Source organism: Rhizobium sp. NPDC090275, from assembly GCF_044772225.1.
Taxonomy (GTDB): Bacteria; Pseudomonadota; Alphaproteobacteria; order Rhizobiales; family Rhizobiaceae; genus Rhizobium.
On the sequence record NZ_JBIVYL010000009.1, the window covers coordinates 248,584 to 273,826 of the forward strand.

The following is a 25,243-nucleotide window of genomic DNA, read 5'->3' on the forward strand; positions in this document are numbered from 1 at the left end:
CCAAAAACTCAAAACGGTTGCAATCTGGCCCCGCAATGCCGGGCCAGACCGAGTTAGATTACCGCCTTTTCGAGGAAAGGACGATTGGCAATAATGCGCTCGTAGCCAACTTCCGACAGATCAAGTGTCCGGTACTCGCCGTAGATTATGAGCTCGGAAACGCCGCGCCCCGTTGCAGGACCCTGTTGTAGGCCGTGTCCGGAAAAACCGTTTGCAAAGATGAAGTTTTTCACCTCGGGATGTCGGCCAACGATCAGATTGTGATCGAGCGTGTTGAAGTCGTAATGGCCAGCCCACTGGTTGACGACCTTGATCGCCTCGAAGTTTGGCGATCGCTCAGCAAGTGCCGGCCAGATGATCTCCTCGAACTCGTCATACCGAGGTTCGAAATCATCCCAATCCGTGGCAGGGTCCTCGACTGGCGGGCAGCCGGTCAGGAAAAACTTTCCTTCCGGTCGGCAAAAGACCCCCGACGGATCGATCATCAACGGCAGACGTCCATTGTTGACGTTGGCGGTTCCTTCCGGTGTCTTTGCGCAGTCAAACACGAAAAGCGTGCGCTTGCGGGGTTCGACAGGAACCTCGAGACCGGCCATTTGCGCGGTCAACGCCGCGCGCGGCCCCGAGCAGTTGACGATAGTCCCGGCCTTGATCGTAGCACCGGACTTCAAGGTCACCGCCGTCACCTTGCCGCCGTTACGGCCGATCGCAACCACCTCGTCCGTCAAATACTCGGCGCCAAACGAACGGGCTTTGTTCTTGAAGCCATACATCAGGCCGGTATTGTTAAACCAACCCTCCCCCGAGCGGCCATAGGACGCGAGCTCGATGCCCTCGACATTGATATGCGGGAAAGCGTTTCCCAGTTCGTCACGGTTCCACAGGACGACATCGGCGCCACAGGAAATTTGCGCCTCGTGGTTTTCCTTAAGGATCTGCACCTGCTCAGGCGTGCTTGCCAGGAACAGGTAACCGCCCGAATGAAAGGCTAGATCGGGCTTGTCGTCGCCAACCTGCATCGTTTGGCCAAAGTTTCGGATGACCTCCGAGCCATATTGACTGATCTTCACATTGATCGGGTTGGAAAACTGCGTGCGAATCGACGACGACGACAGCGACGTTGCCGCTTTAAGGTAAGTCGGGTCACGCTCGATCACGAGAATCGAACCGGTAAAATCCGGGTTCGCCGACAGATAATAGGCCACCGCAGAGCCTATTACGGCCCCACCAACGATGACTACGTCATAGGTATCCTTCATCACTTTGCCTCGTCGTCGGGATGGGGAAGGTCTACAAACCAGCCACCAAGATGCTGGGTTGCCGGCGCATGCGGATCGAGTGGCGGAACCTTCGATTCCACCTTCTCACGCACGAATTCGGTGTTATCTTGAGGCTGGTAGCCAAGCAGGCCCCAGTTGCTCGTGTCCACCGGGCAAACCTTGTTTCTTGATAAGCCGTAGGCGACGGTGCAGCCCACATGCGGCGCGGTCAGTGACGCGGCAACCAACCTGACGCAGTCGGCGAAGGAAAGCCAAGACCACAACATGCGGCGTTCCGGCGGCTCGGGAAATGAGGAGAAGATGCGCAGGCATACGCTCTCCATTCCGAACTTGTCCCAATACAGGTTGGCCAGCGCTTCGACAAAGCATTTTGAAACGCCATAGAGGCTGTCGGGACGGACTGGCGAACGCTCATCGATCCGATCTGTCAGCTTGTGGTAGCCGATCGCATGCACCGAGGATGCATAGATAACACGCTTGACGCTATGCCGGCGGGCAGCCTCGTAAATATTGTAAGAACCCTCGATGTTGGAGGCGAGGATGCTCTTCCAGGCGGTCTCAAGGGGAGCGCCGCCAAAATGAACGATGGCGTCAACGCCTTTTACCGCTTTTTCGACGGCCTCAGCGTCCGAGAGATTGAAAACGAACGCTTCCTCGTGATCGGCGAGGTCGGTTATTTCGGTGCGGTCGGCGAGGCGAATCCTGTTGGCGAGGGGCGCAAGACCCTTGCGCAGCTCCGAACCAAGGCGTCCTGCGGCACCGGTAATCAGGATGGTATCATAGTCTTTTGCCATTACATGCCCAATCAAAATGATAACTTGGCGACAGCAGCGCCAATGCGCGCCACAGCCTCGGACAGAACCTGCTCCGACGTCGCAGTCGAAATTCTGAAGAATGGTGATAAGCCGTAGGCCGTTCCGGGAACGGCTGCGACATGGCCCTCGTCGAGCAGGTACTTTGCCACAGCAACGTCGTCCTCGAGTGTCTGGCCGGACGGCGTTTTCGCGCCGATGACCCCCGCGCAGCCGATGTACGCGTAAAATGCACCTTCAGGAGGATCGAGTGTAAGCGAGCTGATCTTGGCGATGCCCGCTACGACGAGATCACGGCGCCGTTCAAATGCGGCGCGAAACGTGCCAACATCGTCCTGCGACCCTTCAAGGGCTGCCCTTGCTGCAATCTGAGCCGGCTGGCTGACCGATGTACAGGATTGGCTCTGGATCGTCGCCATCGCCTTGATCAGATCCTTCGGGCCGGCGGCATAGCCGACGCGCCAGCCTGTCATAGCGTAAGCTTTTGACATGCCGTTGACGATCAAGGTGCGGTCTCGCAGTGCGGGGCAGGCAGCGCCGAAGGAAACGAACTTGCGACCATCGAAGATGATGTGTTCGTAGATTTCGTCGGACAGAACCAGCACCTGCGGATGCTTTTCTAAAACCGCGCCGAGCGCCTTGAGCTGTTCCTCGTTGTATACTGCGCCCGACGGGTTTCCGGGCATATTCAAGAACAACCAACGTGTCCTCGGCGTGATCGCCGATTCGAGCACGTCAGGGGTCAAGCGAAACCCGACTTCTGCCGGGCATGCCGGGGTTACGGGCACTCCGCCGAAAAGCTTCACCATTTCCGGATAGGAAACGAAATACGGCGTCGGGAGGATGGCCTCGTCCCCCTCTTCCATCGTCGCCATCAGGGCGTTGAAGATGATTTGCTTGGCGCCGTTGGCCACCGTAATCTCATCGATCGCAAACTCTAGGCCATTCTCGAGTTTGAATTTCGCCGCGATCGCCTTTCGCAACTCGGGCGTGCCAAGCGAAGCTGTATAGAGCATCCGCTCCCTGGATGCTGCTTCGAAAGCGGCCCGTGTGATATGCTCGGGCGCCGGAAAATCCGGCTCGCCGAGCCCCAGGTCGATCACGTCGACGCCGGTCGCAGCCAGATCCTTTGCCGCTTGTGATACGGCCATCGAGGCCGACGGTTTAACCGCCGCAAGGCGGCTTGCGATATGGCTCATTGGTTTTTCTCCGTCACATATCCCTTTTGAAGGTCTTCGGCTTTAGACTCGTTCGACCGCTCGTTCGGATCGCCAAAGCCGCCACCGCCGGGAAGTTCCAGAACCAGCTTGCGGCCAGCGGGAACATGCTGCCAGCCCTTCGGGCGCAACTTTGTGCCGTCGTCAAGCCGAGCAGATCCCGTGGCCCCCTCGCCGCCGCCATTTCGTCCGCGCGCCGGCGTCGATATCCGATCGAACATCGCGGAGAAATCAAACTCGTGACCATCGGCCGGGGCAATCTCGATGATCTGGCCTAAACCGCCGCGGAACTTCCCGGCACCACCGGAGTCGGGCCGCAACTCTTTGCGCCAGACGACGATCGGGCCTGTATGTTCGGTAGCTTCGATCGGCATGGTATGAACACCGGACGGGAACGCCGTCGACGACAATCCATCGATCTCGGGGCGCGCACCCATTCCACCGGAATTGAACATCAGTACTTCTGCGCGCCGTCCAGAGGCGCCGGCAACCGGGCGAGCGGAAATATGGATGTTCCAGAGCGCGGCGGCGCCTTCTGCCAGGATTTTGCCCGGTAGGGCCTTGGCAAGGGCGCCCAGAACTAGATCTGGGACCATATGGCCGATGACGTGGCGGACAGATACTGGTGCGGGACGCTCGGCATTGAGGATGTTTGTCGGCGATGAGACGTTGAAGACGGCAAGAGAGGCAGCGTTGTTCGGAATATCAGGCGCAACAACGCATTTCAGCGCATAGCACGCGTATGCTTTGGTATAGATGAGCGGGACGTTGATGCCCCAACGGCTCATTGGGTCAGAGCCGGAGAAATCGACATTGACATCCTTATCGGTAATCGTGACTTGCGCAGTCAGCTTGATTGGCTCGTCATAACCGTCTGTCAGCATATCGTTCGACCAGCTTCCGGTCGGAAGGGCAGCAATACGTTCCATCGTCGCGGCATGGGTGCGCGACAAGATGAATTCGCCAAGCGTGTCGAGGTTGTCATAGCCTACCTCGTTCAGCATCTCCATCAGGCGCTTGTGACCGACGTCGTTGCAGGCAGCGAGCGAGTAAAAATCGCCAATGACCTGGTTGGGCTCACGCACATTGAGGCGCAGGATCTTCAGGAGATCCTTGTTGACCTTACCGCGCTCGGCAAATTTCATGATCGGGATCTGGATGCCTTCTTCGTAGACGGACTTGCCGTCGGCGCCGAAGCCACGTCCGCCGACATCCACGACATGGGCGGTGCAGGCGAAGAAACCGATGAGCTCGTCGCCCTTGAATGACGGCGAGACCATCGTGATGTCGTGAAGATGGCCCGTGCCTTTCCACGGGTCGTTCGTGACATAGGTGTCACCAGGATACATCTCCTCGCGCGGAATTTCGGCGATGAAGTGAAGGACCGCCTCAGCCATCGTGTTGACGTGGCCGGGCGTACCCGTAACTGCCTGGGCGAGCATTTCGCCCTTGGCATTGTAGACGCCGGCCGAAAGGTCCCCGGCTTCGCGCACGGAAGTGGAGAATGCGGTGCGCAGCAGCGTCAGCGCCTGCTCCTCGACGACCGAGATCAGTCGGTTCCACATGACCTGCATGCGGATTTCATTGATGTCGCTCATGGTTCAAAGACCTTTCCGCACGAGAAGGATGGTGCCGTCCGCCTGGATGACCGCATCGAAGGGAGATGTGACGATGGTCGAGGTCTCGCGCTCGACGATAACGGCAGGACCGTCCACGCGCGCGCCAGGCCGCAGGGTCTCGCGCGGAATGATGGCGGTTTCGAGCGTCTTGCCCGACGTGGGATCGAAAACGGCGCGCGTAACCGGCGCGGCGGCGGGAGTACCCTCTGTCTCAAGTGCGAAGCTTTCGCCTTCGGGACGAACGTCCTGCGCCTTGACAGACCAGGTCACGAATTCGACTTCAGGCCCTTCGACCGCCCGCCCGAAGAACTGAGCGTAACGCTCCTTGAAGGCTGCTTCGATCATCGCCGAATCGCCGGCGGTGAAGGCACGGTCCGGCAGCGCGACCGGGATTTCCCATCCCTGTCCGGCATAGCGCATGAATGCGGTGATCTCACGCACGATGTCCCCATCCGTGCCGGCACGTACGAAACCCTCGGCAGTGGACTTCAGGTCGTCCAGCATGACATTGACCGAAGCGGCGTCGAACCTCGACAGCCGCATGATCTTCGACGCGAGCGCCTCGTAGCCGAACGGGGCTTTAAGGAAGCCGATCGCGGACCCGACGCCAGCCCCTGTCGGAATAAGGCACTGATCGACGCCGAGCTTTTCACATAGACGGGCAGCATGCAGCGGGGCAGCCCCACCAAATGCAATCATGATGTTGTCTGAAATGTTCTTACCATTCTCGACAGCATGCACGCGAGCGGCATTGGCCATATTTTCGTCCACGACTTCAACAATGCCAAAGGCGGCCGCATCGGGAGCAAGCTTAAGCTTTTCCCCGACATCGCGCGCAATGGCGGCGCTGGCACTCTCTAGCGAAAGCTTGATCTTGCCACCGGCAAAATTGTCAGGATCGAGCTTGCCGAGAACAAGATCGGCATCGGTGATCGCGGGCCGCTCGCCTCCGCGCTGATAGCAGGCTGGACCTGGCTCTGACGCGGCTGATTCTGGTCCGGCCTGAATCCGGCCCATGGCGTCAACCCAGGCAATCGACCCGCCGCCGGCGCCGATCTCGATCATCTCGATCACCGGAATGGAAATCGGCATGCCCGAGCCCTTGCAGAAGCGATAGGTCCGCGCCACTTCGAAGGTGCGCGCGGTGTGGGGTTGATAGTCCTCGATGAGGCAGATTTTTGCGGTGGTGCCCCCCATATCATAGGAGACCACACGGTCGAGGCCGAAGCGGCGGGCGATATCGGCGGCAAAAATTGCGCCGCCCGCAGGACCCGACTCGACCAGACGAACCGGAAATTCAGATGCCGTCTCGACGGAGATGAGACCGCCGCCGGAATGGATCATGAAGACCGAGCATTCCGCTCCCATCTCTTTCAGGCGAACCTGCAGGCGAGAAAGGTAGTCAGCCATCTGCGGACGAACATAGGCATTGGCGCAGACGGTATTGAAGCGCTCGAACTCGCGCATCTGGGGCGAGACTTCCGCCGAGATCGAGATCGGAATCGAAAGCTTGCGCGACAGGATTTCGCGAGCGCGCCGTTCATGTGCGGGATTCATGTAGGAATGGATGAAGCCGACGGCGACGGCACCAAAGCCGCGCTCCGCGATCGCATCCGCCAACCTTTCCAACGCTGCCTCGTCGAGCGGCTGCAGTTCCCGCCCCTGCGCGTCGATACGGCCCTTGACGGGAAAGCGATCCTCCCGCGGGATTAGAGGGGTCGGAAGCACCAGGCCCAGATCATACTGCTCGAACCGATTTTCCGTTCGCATCTCCAGGACGTCACGGAAACCTTCGGTGGTAACGAGAGCCGTCTTAGCGCCGCGTCGTTCGATCAGCGCGTTGGTGGCGAGCGTGGTTCCGTGGATGACAATATCGATCGCCGAGGGCGCGATGCCCGCATCCTGCGTGACGATCTCAATACCGTCGAGTATCGCCTGCTCCGGAGCGGCATAGTTCGTCAGCACCTTGGTGGAGAAAAGCTTTCCTTGCACCTCCAGGGCGATGTCGGTGAACGTCCCGCCGATATCGGCGCCAAGGCGAATTTCGTGACGCTGTGTCATGCGGTTTCCTTTGCTGCAAGCGCTGCCTGACGCATTGCGGTCAATGTCTGGCGAGGCGTCAACGCTTCGGGCGAAATGTCGAGGTCAAGAACGGCTCCCGTCTTCGAGGCCCTGGCACGCTCGAAGGCAGCAGCAAAATCCGAGGTCTTCTCGACACGCTCTGCGTGGAAGCCGTAGGATTGGGCAAGGGCCACGAAATTCGGGTTGATCATGGTCGTCCCCGAAACACGGGCGGGATAATGGCGCTCCTGATGGGCTCGGATCGTCCCGTAGATCCCATTGTTCAGCAACAAGATAATCGGCTGCGCATCATGCTGGAGGGCCGTAGCCAGTTCCTGGCAGTTCATCTGAAAGTCCCCATCGCCGGCAAAGCAGATGACGCTCCGATCGGGAAAGGCAACCTTGGCTGCGACCGCCGCTGGGACGCCGTACCCCATCGCGCCCGACTGGGGTGCGAGGAGACGAGCCTTGGGTCCGAATTTGATGAATTTGTTAGGCCAGACCGTGAAATTTCCGGCGCCGTTCGTGAGGATCGCGTCTTCGGGCAGGATATCGTTGAGCAATGCCGTCACCTTGCCCATGTCGACAGGAGATGGCAGATCGGGAAGATCGAAGCCCTTCTCATATGCAGCCCGTCCCTTTGCACACCATTCGCTCCATTCGCCCTTAACGGGCTCGAGGCTTGCAAGTGCTTGCGCAAAGGCATTTGGGCCTGCATGGATACCCAGAACAGGACGGTAAACCTTGCCGATCTCAAGATCGGAGCCATGTACGTGTACGATCTGCTGCCTCGGCTGCGGCATATCAAAAAGCGTGTAGCCATCTGTCGAGTTTTCGCCGAACCGATTATTGATCGCCAAAATGACATCCGCCTCACGCAGCAGTTCTTTCACCGACGCCATCATACCGACGCCGGCTTCGCCACAGAAGGTGGGAGAATGGTTGTCGTACTGGTCCTGGTAGCGAAAAACCGAAACCACCGGGATGTTGGATGCTTCTGCAAAATGCTGGAGGGCTCGCGCAGAGTCTTCGGCCCAATTGCAGCCACCATAAAGAATAACAGGCCGTTTGGCCCCTTCCAATAGAGAACGAAGGCGCTGCATCGCAGCAGCAGAGGGGGCAGGCTCCGCGACTTCCAAAGGACCCGAGAGCGGCTCGGCCTCGCTCAACGATGTCAACATATCTTCCGGAAGAGCGATAACGATAGGGCCGGGGCGACCGGTTACCGCCAAAGTCCAGGCACGCGACAGGATTTCCGGAATGCGATCGACCTGGTCGATCTCGACCGCCCATTTCACCATCGTTCCGAAAACCGCTTTGTAATCGACTTCCTGGAACGCTTCACGCCCCTTCATATCTGTGCCAACCTGTCCTACGAAGAGGATCATCGGAGAGCTGTCCTGCATGGCTGTGTGAACGCCGATCGATGCATTGGTGGCGCCGGGTCCACGCGTAACGAAACAAATGCCTGGCGTTGCGGTGAGCTTGCCATACGCTGCTGCCATGAAGGATGCGCCCCCTTCGTTTCGGCAAAGCACGAAGTCCAGACGCCCCTTAGTATCGTGCAACGCATCCAAGACAGCCAGATAGCTCTCACCCGGCACGCCGAAGCTTTTTTTCGCTCCGAGCGCCAACAGGCTCTCGACGAGCAGCTGCCCCCCATTACGTTCCATTTTTTCGTTCCTGTCGTTGATTAGAGATGAGTTTTCTTGTGTCGTAGTTAGCTGGCGTATCCGCGCCCGCCAGCAAAGCAATTGCTTCCTGGCCGAGACTTTCCGCGTTGGTTCCGTCAAAGCTAACGCTGTGAACGGAGACTCCCGTGCCGACCAGGTCGTGACGAAGTGCGTCTGAAACGCCCGAGATAGCCGATGCCAAGCTTCGCTCAAGAAAGGTCGAGCGGTCGGCACTGCTCGGCGCGATCATGATGACCGTACCGTAGCCCTGAGCAATCATAGAAGGTACAATTGCTCGCGTCAGATGCAGCGTCGCTGAAAGATTGACCTCTAGCGCCATGTCGATATCCGCTTCTGCAAGACGCAAGAAGCTACCTTCTTCTGGCCACCGAAGCGCCGCATGCACAATCGCATCGAGCTGCAACCCCTCGGCGACAAGCCTTACATAGTCACGGTCTGTCAGGTCCATGGCCATGGGACAAATTCCGAAGTCACCGCGCATCTCTTCCAACGCGATGCGATCCCGCCCCAAGGCATGGACTTCCCAGCCTTTTTTGGCCAGCGCTGTGGCGACATTGCGCCCAGGGGCGCGGGTTGCTCCGGTAACCATCACCCTGTTCATGCTCAGCCTCCAAAGTTGTTGGAGATAATGTCGGAGCTGCCGGGCGTGACAAATCAAGAAATGGCCCAGTTCGGCAAGTTCTACTTGTCAAACGCGTTCGTGTTGATAGCCATTCCTCAATGGATATCAGTTCCCCCAGGCCATGTATGCATGCCCCTTCCATGCAAGCGGTTCTTCAAAATCTTGAATGCGACTTCGCTTGGCGAATGGCACGCGCCAGCAACATTAACCAATTGCCACAAAGACCATAGCGACGTAGGACCGCCGGCTCTTGTCGCCATCTCAAGAGACGATCTGTGCATACGGCATTGCCGCGCGCTCGGCCCTCCGCCTGTGTTCCGACTGCTGAAGACACTCATCATTGACGAGAAAGGAGAGCGCCGAACTGTTCACGTAGCGGTGAGCGCACCTCCTTCACGCGGCAGGTCTGTATCGTGGAGACGTTTTTGCCGCGGAGATCGTATCGCTTATAAATATCTAAGTACTCGCCAGAGGCTTCGGCATGTCGCCTTGCTATCGAAAAGTTTGCGTTGATACTCGGTTTGGCCGGTCTCATCGGGCAACCCCAGCAGGCCGTCCGACGACATGATCAGGTTTGCGCCGCGCTGCGCCTATCTTCAGGCTGGAACGGGGTTGGTAGCGATCCCACAAGATCGATCAGCAACAATAGCAGTGTTGCGACTTTTGGCAGGGCGATGGTGCTGGCAAGCGCCAAGAAAATCCAAAGCAGACCTAAGTAGAAAAACCGCCCGCGCGACCGCCGTAGAAACTGATGATCGCCAGTGGTGCGATAGCCGCCAGCGTGTAGATCGGGGGCTCGAACAATTTAGTCCTTTTTTGGCCAGATCGGAAGCCACGCATCTGTGCGACACCTCGTATCACCTAAATGGTGTTTTCAGCCATCGCAGCTCGTCTTGACATAATCCCAGTAGATCTTGCTGATCTGCCGGGTTACGGGACCGGGCTTGCCGGATCCGATCGGCCGGCCGTCGATCTCGGTCACCGGCGTGACGCCGCCAAGCGTGCCGGTAACGAATGCCTCGTCGGCTGAATATGCCTGCGCGAGGGTGAATTCGAGCTGCCGCGAGGGACCGACATGCTCGCCATAGAGGTCGATGACATGGCCTCGGGTAATGCCGTTGAAGCTGTATTTACCCATCGACGTCCAGAGTTCGTTCTTGCGTACGATGAAGAAATTGGTGGAATTGCAGCTCGCCACGAAGCCGAGCGGATCGAGCATCAGCGCCTCGTCTGCGCCAGCGGCAATGGCCTGAATGAGCGCCTGGATGAGGTTGAGGCGGCTGTGTGAGTTGAGGCGCAGATCGAAGACATCTGGCGCACTGCAGCGATAGGTCGACGTGAAGAGCTTCAGCCCGCGATCCGATGCTTCGAAGATCGGGCGTTTCAGTTCCGCGACGATGACGACGGTGGCGCCGCCAATGATGAAACGGGGATCCTGGTTCGGCGTCGCCTTGCGGCCGCGGCTGATCATCAGGCGTATATGGGCGCCGTCGGTCAGCCCGTTGCGGGCGCAGGTCGCCAGGATCGCATCGACCACTTCCTGCCGCGTCATGCCGATATCGAGATTGATGGCGCGCGCGCCCTCGAACAGGCGATCCATGTGCTGCTCGACCGAAAGAAGCCGGTTGTTGACCAGCCGCAGCCCTTCCCAGATGCCATCGCCAAGGACAAAGCCGCTGTCGAACACCGAAACGGAAGCCTGGTCGCGGTGAACGAACTCACCGTTCAGATAGATCATGACGTCGTCGTTCTTCTTGTCGCCGACGTAGCTCTGTGCGCTGTGTTGCGTGGTCATTGCATTGCCTTCAGTGAGAATTCAGAGGAGCGCTCGATGAACGCCCGTGTCTTTTCGCGTTGAGGATTGTTGAAGATCTGGTCCGGCGTGCCTTCTTCGTGGATGACGCCGTCGAGGATGTAGAGAACACGCGTCGCGAAGCGGTAAGCGAAGCCAAGCTCGTGGGTGACGAGCAGCATGGTCCTGCCCTCCTCCGCCAACGCGTTGATGGTGCGCAGCACTTCGCCGACCAGCTCGGGATCGAGCGACGAGGTCGGCTCGTCGAACAGCAGGATTTCCGGGCGCATCGCCAGCGCGCGTGCAATCGCGACGCGCTGCTGTTGGCCGCCGGACAATCGTGCCGGAAAAGCGTCGAGCTTTTCCGAAAGGCCAACCCGGTCGAGTTCGGCCACGGCGCGTTCGCGGGCTTCCTGCTTGGGCAAGTGGCTGACCGTGACCAGCCCCTCCATCACGTTCTGCAGCACCGTGATATGTGGGAAGAGGTTGAACTGCTGGAAGACCATGCCGATGCGCTTGCGCACATCGCAAAGCTCGGCCTCGGAATAGACGACGGTGTCCTTGCCGCTGCGATCGCGTTTCACGCGGCCGATCTGCCGGCCATCCAGATCGATACGGCCGTCCGTCGGTGTTTCCATAAAGTTCAGGCAGCGAAGAAACGTACTCTTGCCAGAGCCGCTTCCGCCGATGATGGCGATGCGCTCGCCCGGCATGACGTCAAGATCGATGCCCTTGAGAACTTCCAGCGGGCCGAAGAATTTGCGCAGGCCGGCGCTGCGGAGAATGGGACTGTTCATGAATTGCCCTCTGGATCAGCGATTGCGCGCCATCCGACGCTCCAGCACCATCGATGTGAGGCTGAGCGGATAGATGATGATGAGATAGACGATGCCGACCGCCGTCAGGATTTCCAGGGGCCGGTAGAAGGTCGCGCTGAGCAGCCGCCCCTGATACATCAACTCCTGGACGCTGAGCACGGAGGCGAGCGACGTGACCTTGGCGACTTCGACCGCGCGGTTGGTGAAGGCCGGCAGCATGCGCTGGGCGACCTGCGGCAGGACGATGCGGCGGAATGTTTCGCTGCGGGTCATGCCGAGAGCCTTGGCGCCCTCCCACTGGCCACGCTCGATGGAGAGAATGCCGCTTCTGAAGATTTCCGCGCAGAACGCCGCCGTGTTCAGGCTGATACCGAGCGATGCGGCGACGAACGGGGTCAGTTGCGCGCCGATCAGGATCGGAAAGGCGTAGAAGAACCAGATAAGCTGGATCAGCGCCGGAATGTTGCGGAAGAATTCGACGAAGCCGCGGCCGAGTATCTGGGGTACACGGTTCGGGCTAAGCCGCAGCAGCGCGATGAAGTAACCCAGGACGAGGCCGACCAGCAGGCTGATGGCCCAGAGTTCCGCCGTAACGATGACGCCTCTCCAGAGAACCGGCAGGCTGCGCCAGATGATGCTGAAATCCCATTGATAGTTCATCGCGGCCTCAGACGATCCTGACCCGGTTCTCGAACGATTTCGCCAGAGAACTGAGACCAAACAAAAGGAGGAAATAGATTGCCGCCACCACTGTGTAGACCTCCAGCGGACGGTAGGTGATCGAGGCGACCTGCATTGCCTGGTAAAGCAGTTCACCATAGGCGAGCGTGGACGCCAGCGATGTCGTCTTGATAATCTCGAAGGATCGCTCGATGAAGGGTGCGATCATGCGGCCGATGGCCTGCGGCAGGATGATGCGCCGAAGCGCCTGGCTGCGCCGCATGCCGAGCGCCTTGGCGCCTTCCCACTGTCCCGGCGCAATCGATACGATGCCGCCGCGAAAGACTTCCGAATAGAACGCGGCCGATTGGGTCGTCAGCGCCAGCGCTGCTGCTTCCAGCGGTCCCATGGAAATATTGGCGACCACGGGCAGCGCGTAATAAAACCAGAAGAAATGGACGATGCCCGGCGTATTCCGGTAGAAATCCACATAAAGGGTCGCGGGTATGCGCAGCAGGACCGTGGGCGACATGCGCATGCAGGCGATTACTCCGCCCAGAAGAACACCGAGCGCGATGGAGATTGCGCCGATGGTGATCGTTCCGACGAGACCTTCCACAAGCATCGGAAGGTGCTCGAGAACCGCATTGAAATCCCATTGATAATTCATGCGCCACCACGAAGCTTCGCCACGCCGCGCAAACCGCCTGCTTCCGCGACCAGACCGATGCATAGGCTCGAGAATTGCCTGCTGTTGCGTGCTCTGAGTGGCACGCGACAGCTCCGATGCTGCTTGGCTGGTTAGGTCCACCGCTCCTTTACGAGGCCGGGAACTGTCTTAGGATCGATCCCCTTAGAAGCCAAGTAGGACTCGAAGATCTTCGACGTTTCGCCGCTGGAGTAAAGCTTGTCGATGTAGTCATTCACCCATGTGCGGAAGGACGGATCGTCGCTTTTGATGAGGCCGACACTCGTCGGAATGGCGATGACCTCTTCCGGCAGCACAACCTTGCCCATCTTCAGGCGGGAATATTGCACGATCAGCGCGGGATGGAATTGGGAAACCACGTCTACACGATTTGCCGCGAAGGCAGCAATGGCTTCGTCATTGTTGGCGAACCGCTCGATTTCGGCTTTCTTCAATTTTTCGGTCAGCTGCGCGTCGACATTTGTGCCTAGCGTCACGCCGATGCGCATACCGCTCTTGTTCAGATCCTCCCAGGTCTTGACCTGTGTATTATCCTTCACTAGTGCGCCCATAGCATAATAGAAGAGTGGCGCTTCGGGAAAGTCGATGGCCTTTTTGCGTGCTTCCGTCGGGTCTAGAACGAACATCACGTCGATCTGATTTGCCTGAATGCCCGCAACACTGTTGCCCCAGGTCGTCTCGACGGGCTCGAAAGCAACACCCAGTTCCGTGGCCATCTTCTTGCCAATCTCGACACAGACACCGCTCCATTGACCCGACATCGGGTCCTTGGCGAACCATGGGTCGGCTGCGGTCACGCCGACGCGCAACTTGCCCAGGGTTTTGACGGAATTCAGTGACGCCGCCGCAAACGCGCCTCCAGGCATCTGGAGCGCCGGAAACGCTGCTGCTAGCGCCGCATACTGTAGAAATTGTCGCCTTGAGCTCATGTCCTTGTTCCCTCACTGGATTGCAGGTGGACGCACCATTTAGTATTGTTGACAATCGATTAACAACATTCATAATTCAAGGAAAAATTTTCCGCCTAGCAAGAATGTTTTGAAACGGCTGAGCTTCGTCACCTAGAGAACGGGAACGGCCGTTCGCCGAAATAACGGAGAGCAAATTGCGTCCGGTACGAAAACAAACGTTCAGAGAGCAGATTGTCGAAGAACTGCGCGGCGCGATAATGAATGGCCAGCTTCCACCCGGCAGTGCCGTCGTGGAGTCCGATCTGGCGGTTCGCTTCGGCGTCAGCCGCGGCCCCTTACGTGAGGCGCTCCGCCACCTGATCGAAGAGGGTCTGCTGGTGACCGTTCCCTATACCGGCACGCACGTCATCAGCCTGTCAGTGGAGGATATACATGAGATATTTTCGCTTAGGACAGAATTGGAGATTTTTGCATTTAAGCTGATTTGGGAGAACCGCACGCCCGCGTTTTCGCAAGAAATGATCATACGGCACGAGCGGCTCCTGAACTGCATTGACAGCGGCAACGACGAGGGCAGCATCAAAGCCGAGCTCGCCCTGCACTCCTACGTTTATGAGGCGTGCGGCCACAAGATACTCTTCGACATCTGGCGGGGATTGCGGGGCAAACTGCAACTCTATTGGGCGGCCCATCACCGCGCGCACGAACGCCGCGGCCCGAAGCGTGAAAGCCATGATAACTATGTCCGGCTAGCCATGGGAGCAGACTTTGGAATGATGACCGCTGAAATAAGGGGTCACATGCTACAGGGATTTGAGCGGACCGAGGCCTTTCTCATGGATGTAAATCGAGGTGCAAACACATCGCTGGTGTCTCGATAGGTAAAGGAGGGCCCGTAGCTGTCGTTACCCTGCGATCGACGCGGCGCAGACTGTGAAAACGCTATAATAACTGTCACGAATGCTACCGTCATTGACACCCATCAGTGCATTCAATCCACGTGGAGGCACAGATATTTGACCTCGACATAATCGTCGATCCCGTATTTCGATCCCTCGCGACCTTGGCCCGATTGCTTGATACCGCCGAAGGGCGCGACCTCCGTGGAGATCGCGCCGGTATTGATGCCGACCATGCCATACTCCATCGCCTCGGCGACGCGAAAGACACGCGATAGATCCTTCGCATAGAAATAGGACGCGAGACCGAACTCAGTGTCGTTGGCCATCTCGATCACCTCGTCCTCGGTTTCGAAACGAAAGAGTGGCGCCACCGGTCCAAAGGTCTCCTCCTTCGCCACCTTCATGACCGAGGTCACGCCCGTCAGGATGGTCGGCTGGAAGAACAGCCCTCCTCGCGCATCGCGCTTGCCACCAACGGCCACCGCGGCCCCCTTTTCAAGCGCATCGGCGATATGTTCCTCGACCTTCTCGACGGCCTTTTCGGTGATAAGGGGCCCGGCGACCACGCCCTGCTCGAAGCCGTCGCCGACCTTCATGGCCGACACTTTTTTCGCCAGCTTCTCGGCGAAGGAATCGTAGATACGTGCTTGCACGTAAATCCGGTTGGCACAGACGCAGGTTTGACCGTTGTTACGATACTTGGAAATCATCGCGCCCTCTACCGCAGCATCGACATCGGCATCGTCGAAAACGATAAAGGGTGCATTGCCGCCAAGTTCCAATCCAAGCTTCAGGATCTGCTCGGCGCCCTGGCGCATCAGGATTTTTCCGACGCCGGTAGAACCCGTAAACGTGAGTTTGCGAACCTTGTCGTTCTCGGTGAATTCCAGGCCGATATCGGCGGATTTCTTCGACGTGACGACGTTGAAGACACCGGCGGGAAGCCCGGCGCGCTCGGCGAGGAGCGCCAGCGCCAGGGCGGAAAGCGGCGTTTCAGCCGCGGGCTTTGAGACCATGGAACAACCGGCGGCAACAGCCGGTGCGAACTTGCGCGCCAGCATGGCATTAGGGAAATTCCACGGAGTGATCGAGGCGACGACACCGATCGGCTGCTTCAGTACGATGATGCGCTTGTCCTGTTGGTGGCCAGGGATCGTGTCCCCGTACACGCGCTTGGCCTCTTCGCCGAACCACTCGACATAGGATGCGCCATAGAGGATCTCTCCCCTCGCCTCCACCAACGGCTTGCCCATTTCCATGGTGAGGATCACCGCGAGATCGTCGACATTCGCGACGATCAGGTCGTAGAGCTTGCGCAGCACTTCCGCGCGTTCCTTGCCGGTCTTCTTCGCCCAGAGCTTTTGCGCCGCGTACGCTGCACCGATGGCACTAGCGGCATCGGCTCGCGTCATGTCCGGCAAGGTGGCGATCACTTCTCCGGTCGACGGATTGGTGACGTCGAACGTCGCCCCGCCGTCACCTTCTGCCTGCCATTTGCCGGCAATCAAACCCTTGTCGGTGGCAAGCGACGGATCTTTCAGTCGGCTGAGAAGTGTGTCGGACAGAGCCATGGCAGGGTTTCCCTCAATTGGCTGATATCTGCTGCAGTGATCGCGACCAGTTTCCTCTGGCCGCGGTATCAGGATCAGACGAATGCATGTGTCGATTTCGGCTCAAAACTCAGCCAGGCCTGATCGCCCCGGCTAATGCTCGAGATCGCCTCATGACCAAACGGGAGGCGCACCGAAAGGCTTTCGCCATTGCCGGTACGCGTGCTGACTTCGACATTGTTGCCGAGGAACGTGATGTCGTTGATCGTCACGGCAAGGCCGTTGTCAGGCTTGGCGCTTGAGAGCGACAGCCGCTCCGGCCGCAACAACAGAGAAGCGTGTTTGGCGCCCGCCTTGCCGGAATGCATAGGTACGCCGTCGACAACAGTGCCGCCCGGCAGCGAGAGCCTTGCCTTGCCGTCGACGCTTGAGAGTATCTCGGCATTGATGAAATTGCTGTCGCCGATGAAGCCCGCCACGAAATGCGTAGCTGGATTTGCATAGAGCTCCTGCCCGGTCCCGATCTGGTCGATCTCACCCTGACTGAACACGGCGATACGATCGGACAGGCGCAACGCCTCTTCCTGGTCATGGGTGACGTAAAGAATGGTCACGCCGGTTTCCTGGTGAATACGGCGGATCTCGAACTGGATTTCTTCACGGAGCTTCTTGTCGAGTGCCGACAACGGCTCGTCCATCAAGAGCACAGGCGGATTGTAGACCAGTGCCCGGGCCAGTGCGACGCGCTGTTGCTGGCCGCCGGACATCAGGGCCGGCTTACGGTCTTCAAAACCCTCGAGACGGACCAGCTTCAGCGCCTTCTTCACCCGCTCGGCGATTTCGGCCTGTCCGAGGCGACGGATGCGCAGCGGAAAGGCGACGTTCTCGCCCACGGTCAGATGCGGAAACAGCGTATAGCGCTGGAACACCATACCGATGTTGCGTTTGTGAGAGGGCGTCGCGAGCAGGCTTTGCCCGTTCAGAAGGATATCGCCCTCCGTCGGGTCCTGAAAACCCGCGAGGATGTAGAGCGTCGTCGACTTGCCCGAACCGGAGGGCCCGAGGAAGGTCATGAACTCGCCCTCGGCGACGTCCATCGTTACGTTCTTGACGGCGGTGACCAGCCCGAACGCCTTGCGAATTCCACGAATGGAGAGAAACGGCTGCGTCATGCTTTACGTCCCTTGCGGAAGAGTGCGGCCAGAACCATCAGAAGGATGGTGAAGGCAATAAGAATGGTGGAGGCGGCGGCGATGACGGGCGTCAGATCCTGCCGCAGAGTGGCCCAGATCTTGACCGGCAGTGTCTGGAGTGTCGGGCTGGCCATGAAGATTGCGAGGACGACCTCATCCCACGAGGCGAGAAAGGAAAAGATCGCTGCGGCGAAGATACCATGGCTAACGGCGGGAACCGTTACCCGTATACGAGCTTCCCAAGGGCTTGCGCCACACAGGATCGCTGCGTCCTCAATCGACTTGTCAAAACCTTGCAGTGCGTTGCCGATCGAGATGATCGAAAACGGCAGCGCTATCAGCAAATGTGCAATGACGAATCCTATCGTGGTGCCCGCCAGCCCGAGCTGCAGAAACAGCGCGTAAAGCGCGACGGCGAGCACCACGACCGGGAGGATCATGGGGGTGAGGAAAAGGGCCCGCAGGGCTTCTCGGCCGGAGAACGTGCCGCGGTCGAGACCGAGGGCGGCGAGAAAGCCTAGCGCGACCGAGAGAACGGTCACGATGGCCGCGATCTTCAGGCTCGCCCACGCCGAATAGAGCCAGCGCGGATCGGCAAAGAGCTCCTGATACCATTTGATCGTCCACGACGGTGGTGGAAAGATCAGCCACTGCGACGAACCGAAGGAGAGCGCCGCGATGAAGACGATCGGCAGGATCAGGAACAGGCACACCAGGACCGTGAGGCCGACCAGGAACGGCTTCAAACCGCCGAGCTTGTCGAAATCGAGCAGCATGATCGTCACCTCGCCCGATCGGGGTTCAGGAATTTGAGCTGTACGGCGTAGAGCGCCAGGGTAACGAGGAGGAGGACGAGCGCCGCAGCGCCTCCCATGCCCCAGTTGACCAGCGACTGCACGAACTGCGCCACGAGTTCGGCCAGCATCATGTTGGACGTGCCGCCCAGAAGGGCCGGCGTGACGTAATAGCCGAGCGACATGACGAAGACCATCAGCGCGCCAGAGGCAATGCCCGGCAGCGAAAGCGGCAGCAGTACGCGAGTGAAGCACTGCCGTTTGTTGGCACCGCAAAGTGCCGCGGCCCGCAGGATGGCCGGATCGATCGACTTCAGGATGCCGATCAGCGGCAGGATCACGAACGGCAGCATGATATAGGTCATGCCGATCGTGACGCCGACGAGATTGTTCACCAACGCCAAAGGCGTATCGATGACGCCAAGGCTCATCAGCATCTTGTTGACGACGCCGGTGCGCTGTAAGAGCACCATCCAGGCATAGGTGCGAGCTAGGAGGTTGGTCCACATCGACAGTACGATGATAGCCATCACCAGTCGTGACCAACGGTCGGGCATGATGGCAAGCAGCCATGCCACCGGAAAGCCAATCGTCACGGCAACTGCCGTGACCAGACCGGCGACCGTAAACGTGTTCAGGAAGACGCGCAGATAGGTCGTCGAGCCGAGAAGCTCCCGGTAGTTCTGAAGACCTGGTGCAGGTTCGAGCACGCTGCGCATCAGCAACATAAGTACCGGGACGACGAAGAAGAACACGATCAGAAACAGAGCTGGCACGACATAGCCGAAACTGCCGTTGCGCGTGATCTTTGTCCGTCCACTGTCAGTCGCTACCGACAGAACCATTTCAAACCTCCCGGTTCCTCACAGAAGTAAACGGGCCAGAGACTGGCCCGTGTCAGGCGGACGGCGCCGTCTATTTGGCCTGCCAAGCGTACCAGCGCTCACCGATGGCGTCGCGATTGTCGGCCCAGTACGACATGTCGGCGTTCACCTGGCTCGTCGTCTGCTGGTCAGGCAGGGTTTTTGCGGTCTCTGGATCCATCAGCTTACCAGAACCAAGATTGGTGGGCGCATAGCCCGTCGCCTTGGCGAAATCGGCCTGCTGTTGGGCGGACGTCGCTGTGGCGATAAACTTCATAGCGGCGTCAAGGTTGGGCGCACCCTTCGGTATGACGAGCGAATCTGCGGCCGTGATGTTGTGATCCCACGAGGTCTCGGCTTTCACGCCACTCGCCGCGAGCGCCGTCATCCTGCCGTTCCAGATGCTACCGAACGGCGCTTCGGCCGAGGCGAGAAGCTGTTGCGACTGAGCCCCGCTCGACCACCAAACGATATCCGACTTGATCGTGTCTAGCTTCTTGAAGGCACGATCAAGGTCGAGCGGATAGAGCTTGTCGGCCGGTACGCCGTCGGCGAGCAGTGCCGCCTCGATCACGCCCGGAGCAGACCACTTGTAGAACGTTCGTTTACCGGGAAATTTCTGCGTGTCAAAAAGGTCGGCCCAGGTTTTCGGGCACGCGCTGACGGCGTCCGAATTACATCCGATCACGAACGAATAATAGAAGCTACCGACCGAGTAATCAGTGACGAAGCGCGGGTCGAGCTTCGACTTGTCGATTACGCTGAAGTCGAGTTTTTCAAGCTCTCCCTTTTTACCTGCCTGGACAGCATAGTCTCCCTCGACGTCGACCACGTCCCAAGTGACTTGATTCGCTTCAACCATGGCTTTCAGTTTGCCATAGTCGGTAGGCCCATCCTGAAGAATCTGAATGCCGGTCTTATCAGTGAAGCTATTGGCCCATGCGGCTTTTTGGGCGTCCTGCGTTGTACCTCCCCAACTTGAGAATGTCAGGGTATCCGCCTTCGCGGTAGCCGAGACCGAGACGAGCGCGGCAATTGCCGCGAATGCAAACTTGATTTTCATGTTCCCTTATCCTTTGTTTTAGTGTCCACGCATTCCTTATGCCGTCGGCGTCTCAGCTCCTTTCGGAGAGAAGTTCGCTGGCTTCATAATTTTGTTTTCCGCCACCTGGATTAGGTCACGGATTTTGGGGAGAAACGCCTGCCATCGCGGATCAGCCATGAGGCTGTGACGGCGTACTTCGCGATCATCGAGACTGGAAAAGGCCCAGATGTGAACGATCTCGTTGATCGTGCCTATCTCGGAAAAGAAATAGCCAACTAGGGCGCCAAGGTGGCCTTTTTGGATTTCGATGCCCTCTTCCTCAACTACCTTCAGGTATTCCGGAATGGCGCCGTTCTTCAGTTTGTAGGTCCTGATCTCGTAAAACATCGCACTCACCGCATCACGAAGGGGTCGGGGAACGGCTCGTCGGATGTTCTCAGCCACACCGTCTTCGTGCGGGTGAAATCGAGCGCTGCGGCCATCCCACCTTCTCGGCCGTGCCCGGACTGGCCATATCCACCAAACGGGGCGATCGGCGAGACGGCGCGATAGGTGTTGATCCAGACGATGCCGGCGCGGATACGCTTGACCATCCGATGTGCCCGGGTCAGGTTCTGGGTGAAGACGCCGGATGCAAGCCCGTATCGGGTATCGTTTGCCAGGGTGACCGCTTGATCCTCGTTCGTGAAGGACACGACCGAAAGTACTGGGCCGAAGAGCTCGGTTTCGACCGAGGCGGCATTGATGCCGTCACAGTCCAGAATGGTCGGCATGTAGTAGAAACCATCGCCTTCGCCGGCGCGGCCACCGGTCACGACCTTTGCACCGTAATTGACAGAAGCTAACACGACCTTTTCGACATGATCGCGCTGGCGCTTGGTGCAAAGCGGGCCGACCTCGGTTGCCATGTCGAGCGGCGTACCGATGCGGATTGCCTCGGCCTTTGCCTTGAGGAGCGCGACGAACCTGTCTTTCACCGAGCGCTCGACAAGCAGCCGGGACCCAGCGACGCAGCTCTGTCCGGTGGCGGCGAAGATACCGGCAACCTGGGCATTGGCGGCGCTTTCGAGATCGGCATCGGCGAACACGATAAACGGCGACTTACCGCCGAGTTCCAGCGACGTGCTGGCAAGATTTTCCGCCGAATTGCGCACCACATGCGATGCGGTGGCCGGTCCACCGGTGAAGGCGATGTGGGCGACATCAGGATGCCGGGTGAGTGCACTCCCGCAGGACGGGCCGAAGCCGGTGATGACGTTGAGCACACCCTTGGGAAAGCCTGCCTCATGCACGAGACGGGCAAATTCGAGCATCGGCGCCGGGCCGTCTTCAGAAGCCTTGACGACCATTGTGCAGCCGGCGGCGAGCGCCGGGCCAATCTTGACCGCGGCCAGAAAGAGCTGGCTGTTCCATGGCACGATGGCGGCAACGACTCCAACGGGTTCGCGCCGCGTCCAGACGTCCATCTCGGCCTTGTCGATTGCAAGCGTCGAGCCTTCGATCTTGTCAGCGAGCCCCGCATAATAGCGGTAATAGTCGGCGACATAAGCGATCTGGGCCGAGGTCTCGCGGATGATCTTGCCGGTATCGCGCGTTTCAAGTTCGGCGAGCTTTTGCGCATTGGCCTGGACCAGATCCGCCAGCTTATAGAGGAGCTTTCCGCGCGCCGTCGCGGTCATCGCCGGCCATGCACCGTTCCAGAGCGCCCGCTCGGCTGCTTTCACGGCACGGTCGACATCCGCTTCCCGAGCCTCCGGCATGGAAGCCCAGACCTTTCCGATCGCAGGATCGATACTGTCGAACCGCGCCGAACCATCTTCGAAAACGCCGTCTACATATTGCTGGAAGTTCTGCATCCCATCCTCTCCGGAGCCTGCTTACCGGAACGCCGGCATGACGTCGGCGATGAAGCGTTCGAGCGACGCCTTCTTGCGCTCGAAGCTCATGCCCGTATCGATCCAGAACGAATACTCGTCCCAGCCCTGCTTTTCATAAACCTTTAGGCGGTCAATGACGGTTGCCGCGTTGCCGACCGGCATGTTGGCGGCCATCTTGTCGGGCGAGAGGTTTGCGTTCGCCGCAAGCTCTTCATCGCTCAGGGTCTGGATCAAGCCTTGACTGATCGGCCGCTCGTTCTTGAACCAGGCGAAGAAGTAATTGTAATAGGTACTGATTTCTTTCGCTGCCTGGGCGATATCGGCCTCATTCGAACCGACATAGGTATGCTGCAGCAGCATGATCTTCGGGCGCGTTACATCGGGCGCCTTCTCGCAGGCCGCGTTGAAGCGCTCCATTAGGCTGGCGATCTCGGCCTCACCATTGGCAAGGGGCGTGCACTGCACATTGCAGCCATTGGCGACCGCAAATTCATGGCTGTTGGGATCACGCGCAGCCACCCAGATTGGAGGGTGCGGCTGCTGCACCGGTTTAGGCGCAGACGTCGTCGACGGAAATTTCCAAAACTCGCCCTCGTGAGCATAGTCGCCTGCCCAGATACCCTTGATCGCCGGGATGAGTTCGCGCATGCGCTGGCCGGCACCCCACGGGTCGAGGCCCGGCAGGACACGCTCATATTCAAAGCTGTAAGCACCCCGGGCAATACCGAGATCAAGACGACCACCGCTTATGATATCGGTCATCGCCGCTTCGCCTGCAAGCTTGATCGGATGCCAGAACGGTGCGATCACCGTGCCGGTGCCAAGCCGCACATTCTCGAAGCGGTTGGCAAGGTCCGCGAGGCTGACGAATGGATTCGGCGCGATGGTGAAATCCATCCCATGGTGCTCGCCGGTCCAAATGGCATGCATGCCACCCTTGTCGGCGATCTCGCACAGCTTCAGGAATTCCTCGTAGAGTTCTTCATGGCTTTGGCTGGCATTGAGCCGTTCCATATGGACGAAAAGCGAGAATTTCATAATTCACCCTTTTTGGCCACGGCATGGACGCGGCCTTTTTCCTGGTTGCCGAAGTAGATCCCGAAATTGCCGAGCATGCTCTCCTGAGCATAGCGCTTGACGGTCTCGCGGACCGCGGAATCGTGAATTTCGTCGAGAGGCAGTTTCTGGACCGGAAAAAGACGGCCGACCTTCGGCGTGCCCTCGCCCAGCGCCGCGCGATAGACGATATGCTGCCGTCCGGTCTTGGTGTCCTCGTAGATCGAGTAGAGCAGCCCGGTCTGAATCGTGAGGCCGATCTCGGCGGTGAATTGTGGTTCAAGCGCATCCACGCCTTCGCTTTCCGCCTTGTCGACGAAAGGCAATGTCCAGCCGCCGCTCGGACCCGGCATCAGCAACACTTCACCTGCGCGCTCGGCGACTGCGCCGACCGCCAGACTGCCGTCGACGTTGGCGAGCAAGTTCTTCTCGGTCAGCGCCGGCGTGAAGTAACCGCCGCGTGCGTAGCCCAGTCCCGTCTTGCCGGAATTTTCGAAGGACTCGACCCTTCCAACCAGGACGATGTGGTCGCCCGCATCGACACGATCATGTGCAGAACAATCGAACCAGGCAGCCACATCGGCAAAGACCGGCGAGCCGAAGGGTCCCGTCTGCCAGTCGACCACAGCAAAGCGGTCCTCGACAGGGCGGGCGAAGGTGTTGGAAACATCCTTCTGATCCTCGGCCAGTATGTTGACCGCAAACCCCTTGCAGGTCATCAGCGTCTGGTAGTTGCGCGACGTCTTTGCGAGGCACACCAGAAGCAGCGGCGGATCTAGCGACACGCTGGTAAAGCTATTGGCAGTAAAGCCGATCGGCGCCATCTCGTCGTTGAAAGTCGTGACGACGGTCACGCCAGTCAGGAACGCGCCGAACGCATCGCGCAGAAGCCTTGGTTCGATCTGTTGCAGCGTCATCTGTGCTTCTCCTCCCTAGCCAGCCAGTCACGCATGAATGTATTGACGGCTTGGGGAGCCGTCAGGTTGACCATGTGGCGATGGCCCCTGATGATCTTGGCCCAGCCGTCTTGAGCCATCGTGGCCATGGTCTCAGCCATCTCCGGCGTCGAATTGGGATCGCCGTCCCCTGTCAAAAACATCGCCGGGCATTTCACGGCGGCCCAGCAATCGCAGAAGACGTCGTCGCCGCCGGCAAAGGCGCCGTAGGCTGTCGCATAGCTTTCCTGATCGATCTCGCCAAGCCAGCCGCGCGTCAATTCGCGAGCGCGGTTGCTGTTGGGATCGTCGCCAAACCAGCGCAGTAGCGGGCCTTCCTTGTCGATGCCGATGGTGGCGATCGCTGCGGCTCGCGCCAGCACCGCTGCCTTGGCGAAGGGATCGCGCCTGTGGACGCCGTTCAGGTAAGCCACTCGAATGATCCGCTCGGGAAAGCTCGCCACTGATCCACCGGAAATCATCGCACCCATCGAGTGCCCTGCGATGTTGACCCGATCAAGACCTTTGTCGTCTAAAAAGCGACCGACCCAGGCAACGAAATCCTTGATCGTGCTGCCGGCCGGAAGTTTGGCGCTCTCGCCGTGGCCCGGCATGTCCACCGCGATGACGCGATGGGTTTTGGCCAGTTCCGAAATCTGCGGTTCCCATGCATCCAGCCGCATGCCGACGCCATGGATCAGCAGAAGCGGTTCGCCCTCCCCCGCTTCATGATAGGCAACGCCGGCTGCGTTGATGCTGCGCGGATAGCGCTGGCGTTGAATTTCTGCGGTGGCAGTGGGCGTATCGGTCGGGTTCGGCATGACAAAACCCTT

At 59.0% G+C, this 25,243-nt stretch carries 23 protein-coding genes; 1 reads left to right on the forward strand and 22 read right to left on the reverse strand.

Annotation, left to right across the window (positions count from 1 at the left end; genetic code table 11):
• Positions 1-53: 53 nt before the first annotated feature.
• From ACIQUB_RS22820 to ACIQUB_RS22875, 12 genes are all read right to left on the reverse strand, one after another.
• Complete coding sequence (locus tag ACIQUB_RS22820; protein WP_402932508.1) at positions 54-1,259, reverse strand: NAD(P)/FAD-dependent oxidoreductase; 1,206 nt, start codon at positions 1,257-1,259, stop codon at positions 54-56.
• Positions 1,259-2,074 (reverse strand): NAD-dependent epimerase/dehydratase family protein, encoded by an 816-nt coding sequence (locus tag ACIQUB_RS22825; RefSeq protein WP_402932511.1) that lies wholly within the window; start codon positions 2,072-2,074, stop codon positions 1,259-1,261. Before ACIQUB_RS22825 ends, ACIQUB_RS22820 begins: the two co-directional genes overlap by 1 nt.
• An 11-nt stretch (positions 2,075-2,085) precedes the next feature.
• Entirely contained in the window at positions 2,086-3,291 is a 1,206-nt protein-coding gene (locus tag ACIQUB_RS22830) for a pyridoxal phosphate-dependent aminotransferase (RefSeq protein ID WP_402932514.1), read from the reverse strand.
• Complete coding sequence (locus ACIQUB_RS22835) at positions 3,288-4,907, reverse strand: hydantoinase B/oxoprolinase family protein (RefSeq protein ID WP_402932517.1); 1,620 nt, start codon at positions 4,905-4,907, stop codon at positions 3,288-3,290. Before ACIQUB_RS22835 ends, ACIQUB_RS22830 begins: the two co-directional genes overlap by 4 nt.
• 3 nt (positions 4,908-4,910) lie before the next feature.
• Entirely contained in the window at positions 4,911-6,989 is a 2,079-nt protein-coding gene (locus ACIQUB_RS22840; RefSeq protein ID WP_402932520.1) for a hydantoinase/oxoprolinase family protein, read from the reverse strand.
• Positions 6,986-8,662: a thiamine pyrophosphate-dependent enzyme gene (locus ACIQUB_RS22845; protein ID WP_402932523.1), complete on the reverse strand. Its 1,677-nt coding sequence runs from the start codon at positions 8,660-8,662 to the stop codon at positions 6,986-6,988. Before ACIQUB_RS22845 ends, ACIQUB_RS22840 begins: the two co-directional genes overlap by 4 nt.
• Entirely contained in the window at positions 8,652-9,284 is a 633-nt protein-coding gene (locus ACIQUB_RS22850) for an SDR family oxidoreductase (protein ID WP_402932525.1), read from the reverse strand. The genes ACIQUB_RS22845 and ACIQUB_RS22850 overlap by 11 nt, the downstream gene beginning before the upstream one ends.
• 895 nt (positions 9,285-10,179) lie before the next feature.
• A complete protein-coding gene (locus tag ACIQUB_RS22855) occupies positions 10,180-11,100 on the reverse strand; it encodes an aminotransferase class IV (RefSeq protein ID WP_402932528.1) in 921 nt (306 codons plus the stop codon).
• Positions 11,097-11,894 carry an amino acid ABC transporter ATP-binding protein gene (locus tag ACIQUB_RS22860; protein WP_402932531.1) on the reverse strand — a complete coding sequence of 266 codons (798 nt, stop codon included), beginning with the start codon at positions 11,892-11,894 and terminating at the stop codon, positions 11,097-11,099. The genes ACIQUB_RS22855 and ACIQUB_RS22860 overlap by 4 nt, the downstream gene beginning before the upstream one ends.
• Positions 11,895-11,909: 15 nt before the next feature.
• Entirely contained in the window at positions 11,910-12,575 is a 666-nt protein-coding gene (locus ACIQUB_RS22865; protein WP_402932534.1) for an amino acid ABC transporter permease, read from the reverse strand.
• Positions 12,576-12,582: 7 nt separating this feature from the next.
• Positions 12,583-13,245 (reverse strand): amino acid ABC transporter permease, encoded by a 663-nt coding sequence (locus ACIQUB_RS22870; protein ID WP_402932537.1) that lies wholly within the window; start codon positions 13,243-13,245, stop codon positions 12,583-12,585.
• A 131-nt stretch (positions 13,246-13,376) separates the two neighbouring features.
• Positions 13,377-14,213, reverse strand: coding sequence for a transporter substrate-binding domain-containing protein (locus ACIQUB_RS22875; protein ID WP_402932540.1), 837 nt, complete (start codon positions 14,211-14,213; stop codon positions 13,377-13,379).
• Between the two features lie 176 nt (positions 14,214-14,389).
• Here ACIQUB_RS22875 and ACIQUB_RS22880 point away from each other — a divergent pair, with 176 nt between their 5' ends.
• Positions 14,390-15,076, forward strand: a complete 687-nt coding sequence (locus ACIQUB_RS22880) for a GntR family transcriptional regulator (RefSeq protein ID WP_402932543.1) — start codon at positions 14,390-14,392, stop codon at positions 15,074-15,076.
• Between the two features lie 110 nt (positions 15,077-15,186).
• On the opposite strand, the gene ACIQUB_RS22885 is transcribed toward ACIQUB_RS22880, so the two are convergent.
• The 10 genes from ACIQUB_RS22885 to ACIQUB_RS22930 form a co-directional block, all read right to left on the reverse strand.
• On the reverse strand, positions 15,187-16,668 hold the full coding sequence (locus ACIQUB_RS22885) for an NAD-dependent succinate-semialdehyde dehydrogenase (RefSeq protein WP_402932546.1): 1,482 nt from the start codon (positions 16,666-16,668) through the stop codon (positions 15,187-15,189).
• Between the two features lie 74 nt (positions 16,669-16,742).
• Positions 16,743-17,819: an ABC transporter ATP-binding protein gene (locus tag ACIQUB_RS22890; RefSeq protein ID WP_402932549.1), complete on the reverse strand. Its 1,077-nt coding sequence runs from the start codon at positions 17,817-17,819 to the stop codon at positions 16,743-16,745.
• Positions 17,816-18,616 carry an ABC transporter permease gene (locus tag ACIQUB_RS22895; RefSeq protein WP_402932552.1) on the reverse strand — a complete coding sequence of 267 codons (801 nt, stop codon included), beginning with the start codon at positions 18,614-18,616 and terminating at the stop codon, positions 17,816-17,818. The genes ACIQUB_RS22890 and ACIQUB_RS22895 overlap by 4 nt, the downstream gene beginning before the upstream one ends.
• A 5-nt stretch (positions 18,617-18,621) precedes the next feature.
• Complete coding sequence (locus ACIQUB_RS22900) at positions 18,622-19,479, reverse strand: ABC transporter permease (RefSeq protein ID WP_402932555.1); 858 nt, start codon at positions 19,477-19,479, stop codon at positions 18,622-18,624.
• Positions 19,480-19,549: 70 nt separating this feature from the next.
• Positions 19,550-20,560: an ABC transporter substrate-binding protein gene (locus ACIQUB_RS22905; RefSeq protein WP_402932558.1), complete on the reverse strand. Its 1,011-nt coding sequence runs from the start codon at positions 20,558-20,560 to the stop codon at positions 19,550-19,552.
• A 36-nt stretch (positions 20,561-20,596) separates the two neighbouring features.
• Entirely contained in the window at positions 20,597-20,929 is a 333-nt protein-coding gene (locus ACIQUB_RS22910; protein WP_402932561.1) for an NIPSNAP family protein, read from the reverse strand.
• Positions 20,930-20,934: 5 nt separating this feature from the next.
• Positions 20,935-22,398 (reverse strand): aldehyde dehydrogenase, encoded by a 1,464-nt coding sequence (locus tag ACIQUB_RS22915; protein ID WP_402932564.1) that lies wholly within the window; start codon positions 22,396-22,398, stop codon positions 20,935-20,937.
• Positions 22,399-22,419: 21 nt separating this feature from the next.
• The gene (locus tag ACIQUB_RS22920) at positions 22,420-23,457 is read right to left on the reverse strand and encodes an LLM class flavin-dependent oxidoreductase (protein WP_402932567.1); all 1,038 of its coding nucleotides are present in this window, start codon (positions 23,455-23,457) and stop codon (positions 22,420-22,422) included.
• Positions 23,454-24,392 (reverse strand): flavin reductase, encoded by a 939-nt coding sequence (locus tag ACIQUB_RS22925; protein ID WP_402932570.1) that lies wholly within the window; start codon positions 24,390-24,392, stop codon positions 23,454-23,456. The genes ACIQUB_RS22920 and ACIQUB_RS22925 overlap by 4 nt, the downstream gene beginning before the upstream one ends.
• Positions 24,389-25,231 carry an alpha/beta fold hydrolase gene (locus tag ACIQUB_RS22930; RefSeq protein WP_402932573.1) on the reverse strand — a complete coding sequence of 281 codons (843 nt, stop codon included), beginning with the start codon at positions 25,229-25,231 and terminating at the stop codon, positions 24,389-24,391. Before ACIQUB_RS22930 ends, ACIQUB_RS22925 begins: the two co-directional genes overlap by 4 nt.
• Positions 25,232-25,243 lie beyond the last annotated feature (12 nt).

What these genes read in the sequence shown, in the direction of transcription:
- ACIQUB_RS22930 (WP_402932573.1), bottom strand. Translation starts at nt 25,231, where the DNA reads ATGCCGAACCCGACCGATACGCCCACTGCCACCGCAGAAATTCAACGC.
- ACIQUB_RS22825 (WP_402932511.1), bottom strand. Translation starts at nt 2,074, where the DNA reads ATGGCAAAAGACTATGATACCATCCTGATTACCGGTGCCGCAGGACGC.
- ACIQUB_RS22865 (WP_402932534.1), bottom strand. Translation starts at nt 12,575, where the DNA reads ATGAACTATCAATGGGATTTCAGCATCATCTGGCGCAGCCTGCCGGTT.
- ACIQUB_RS22900 (WP_402932555.1), bottom strand. Translation starts at nt 19,479, where the DNA reads ATGGTTCTGTCGGTAGCGACTGACAGTGGACGGACAAAGATCACGCGC.
- ACIQUB_RS22850 (WP_402932525.1), bottom strand. Translation starts at nt 9,284, where the DNA reads ATGAACAGGGTGATGGTTACCGGAGCAACCCGCGCCCCTGGGCGCAAT.
- ACIQUB_RS22895 (WP_402932552.1), bottom strand. Translation starts at nt 18,616, where the DNA reads ATGCTGCTCGATTTCGACAAGCTCGGCGGTTTGAAGCCGTTCCTGGTC.
- ACIQUB_RS22830 (WP_402932514.1), bottom strand. Translation starts at nt 3,291, where the DNA reads ATGAGCCATATCGCAAGCCGCCTTGCGGCGGTTAAACCGTCGGCCTCG.
- ACIQUB_RS22845 (WP_402932523.1), bottom strand. Translation starts at nt 8,662, where the DNA reads ATGGAACGTAATGGGGGGCAGCTGCTCGTCGAGAGCCTGTTGGCGCTC.
- ACIQUB_RS22915 (WP_402932564.1), bottom strand. Translation starts at nt 22,398, where the DNA reads ATGCAGAACTTCCAGCAATATGTAGACGGCGTTTTCGAAGATGGTTCG.
- ACIQUB_RS22820 (WP_402932508.1), bottom strand. Translation starts at nt 1,259, where the DNA reads ATGAAGGATACCTATGACGTAGTCATCGTTGGTGGGGCCGTAATAGGC.
- ACIQUB_RS22905 (WP_402932558.1), bottom strand. Translation starts at nt 20,560, where the DNA reads ATGAAAATCAAGTTTGCATTCGCGGCAATTGCCGCGCTCGTCTCGGTC.
- ACIQUB_RS22890 (WP_402932549.1), bottom strand. Translation starts at nt 17,819, where the DNA reads ATGACGCAGCCGTTTCTCTCCATTCGTGGAATTCGCAAGGCGTTCGGG.
- ACIQUB_RS22920 (WP_402932567.1), bottom strand. Translation starts at nt 23,457, where the DNA reads ATGAAATTCTCGCTTTTCGTCCATATGGAACGGCTCAATGCCAGCCAA.
- ACIQUB_RS22840 (WP_402932520.1), bottom strand. Translation starts at nt 6,989, where the DNA reads ATGACACAGCGTCACGAAATTCGCCTTGGCGCCGATATCGGCGGGACG.
- ACIQUB_RS22885 (WP_402932546.1), bottom strand. Translation starts at nt 16,668, where the DNA reads ATGGCTCTGTCCGACACACTTCTCAGCCGACTGAAAGATCCGTCGCTT.
- ACIQUB_RS22855 (WP_402932528.1), bottom strand. Translation starts at nt 11,100, where the DNA reads ATGACCACGCAACACAGCGCACAGAGCTACGTCGGCGACAAGAAGAAC.
- ACIQUB_RS22925 (WP_402932570.1), bottom strand. Translation starts at nt 24,392, where the DNA reads ATGACGCTGCAACAGATCGAACCAAGGCTTCTGCGCGATGCGTTCGGC.
- ACIQUB_RS22870 (WP_402932537.1), bottom strand. Translation starts at nt 13,245, where the DNA reads ATGAATTATCAATGGGATTTCAATGCGGTTCTCGAGCACCTTCCGATG.
- ACIQUB_RS22910 (WP_402932561.1), bottom strand. Translation starts at nt 20,929, where the DNA reads ATGTTTTACGAGATCAGGACCTACAAACTGAAGAACGGCGCCATTCCG.
- ACIQUB_RS22860 (WP_402932531.1), bottom strand. Translation starts at nt 11,894, where the DNA reads ATGAACAGTCCCATTCTCCGCAGCGCCGGCCTGCGCAAATTCTTCGGC.
- ACIQUB_RS22835 (WP_402932517.1), bottom strand. Translation starts at nt 4,907, where the DNA reads ATGAGCGACATCAATGAAATCCGCATGCAGGTCATGTGGAACCGACTG.
- ACIQUB_RS22875 (WP_402932540.1), bottom strand. Translation starts at nt 14,213, where the DNA reads ATGAGCTCAAGGCGACAATTTCTACAGTATGCGGCGCTAGCAGCAGCG.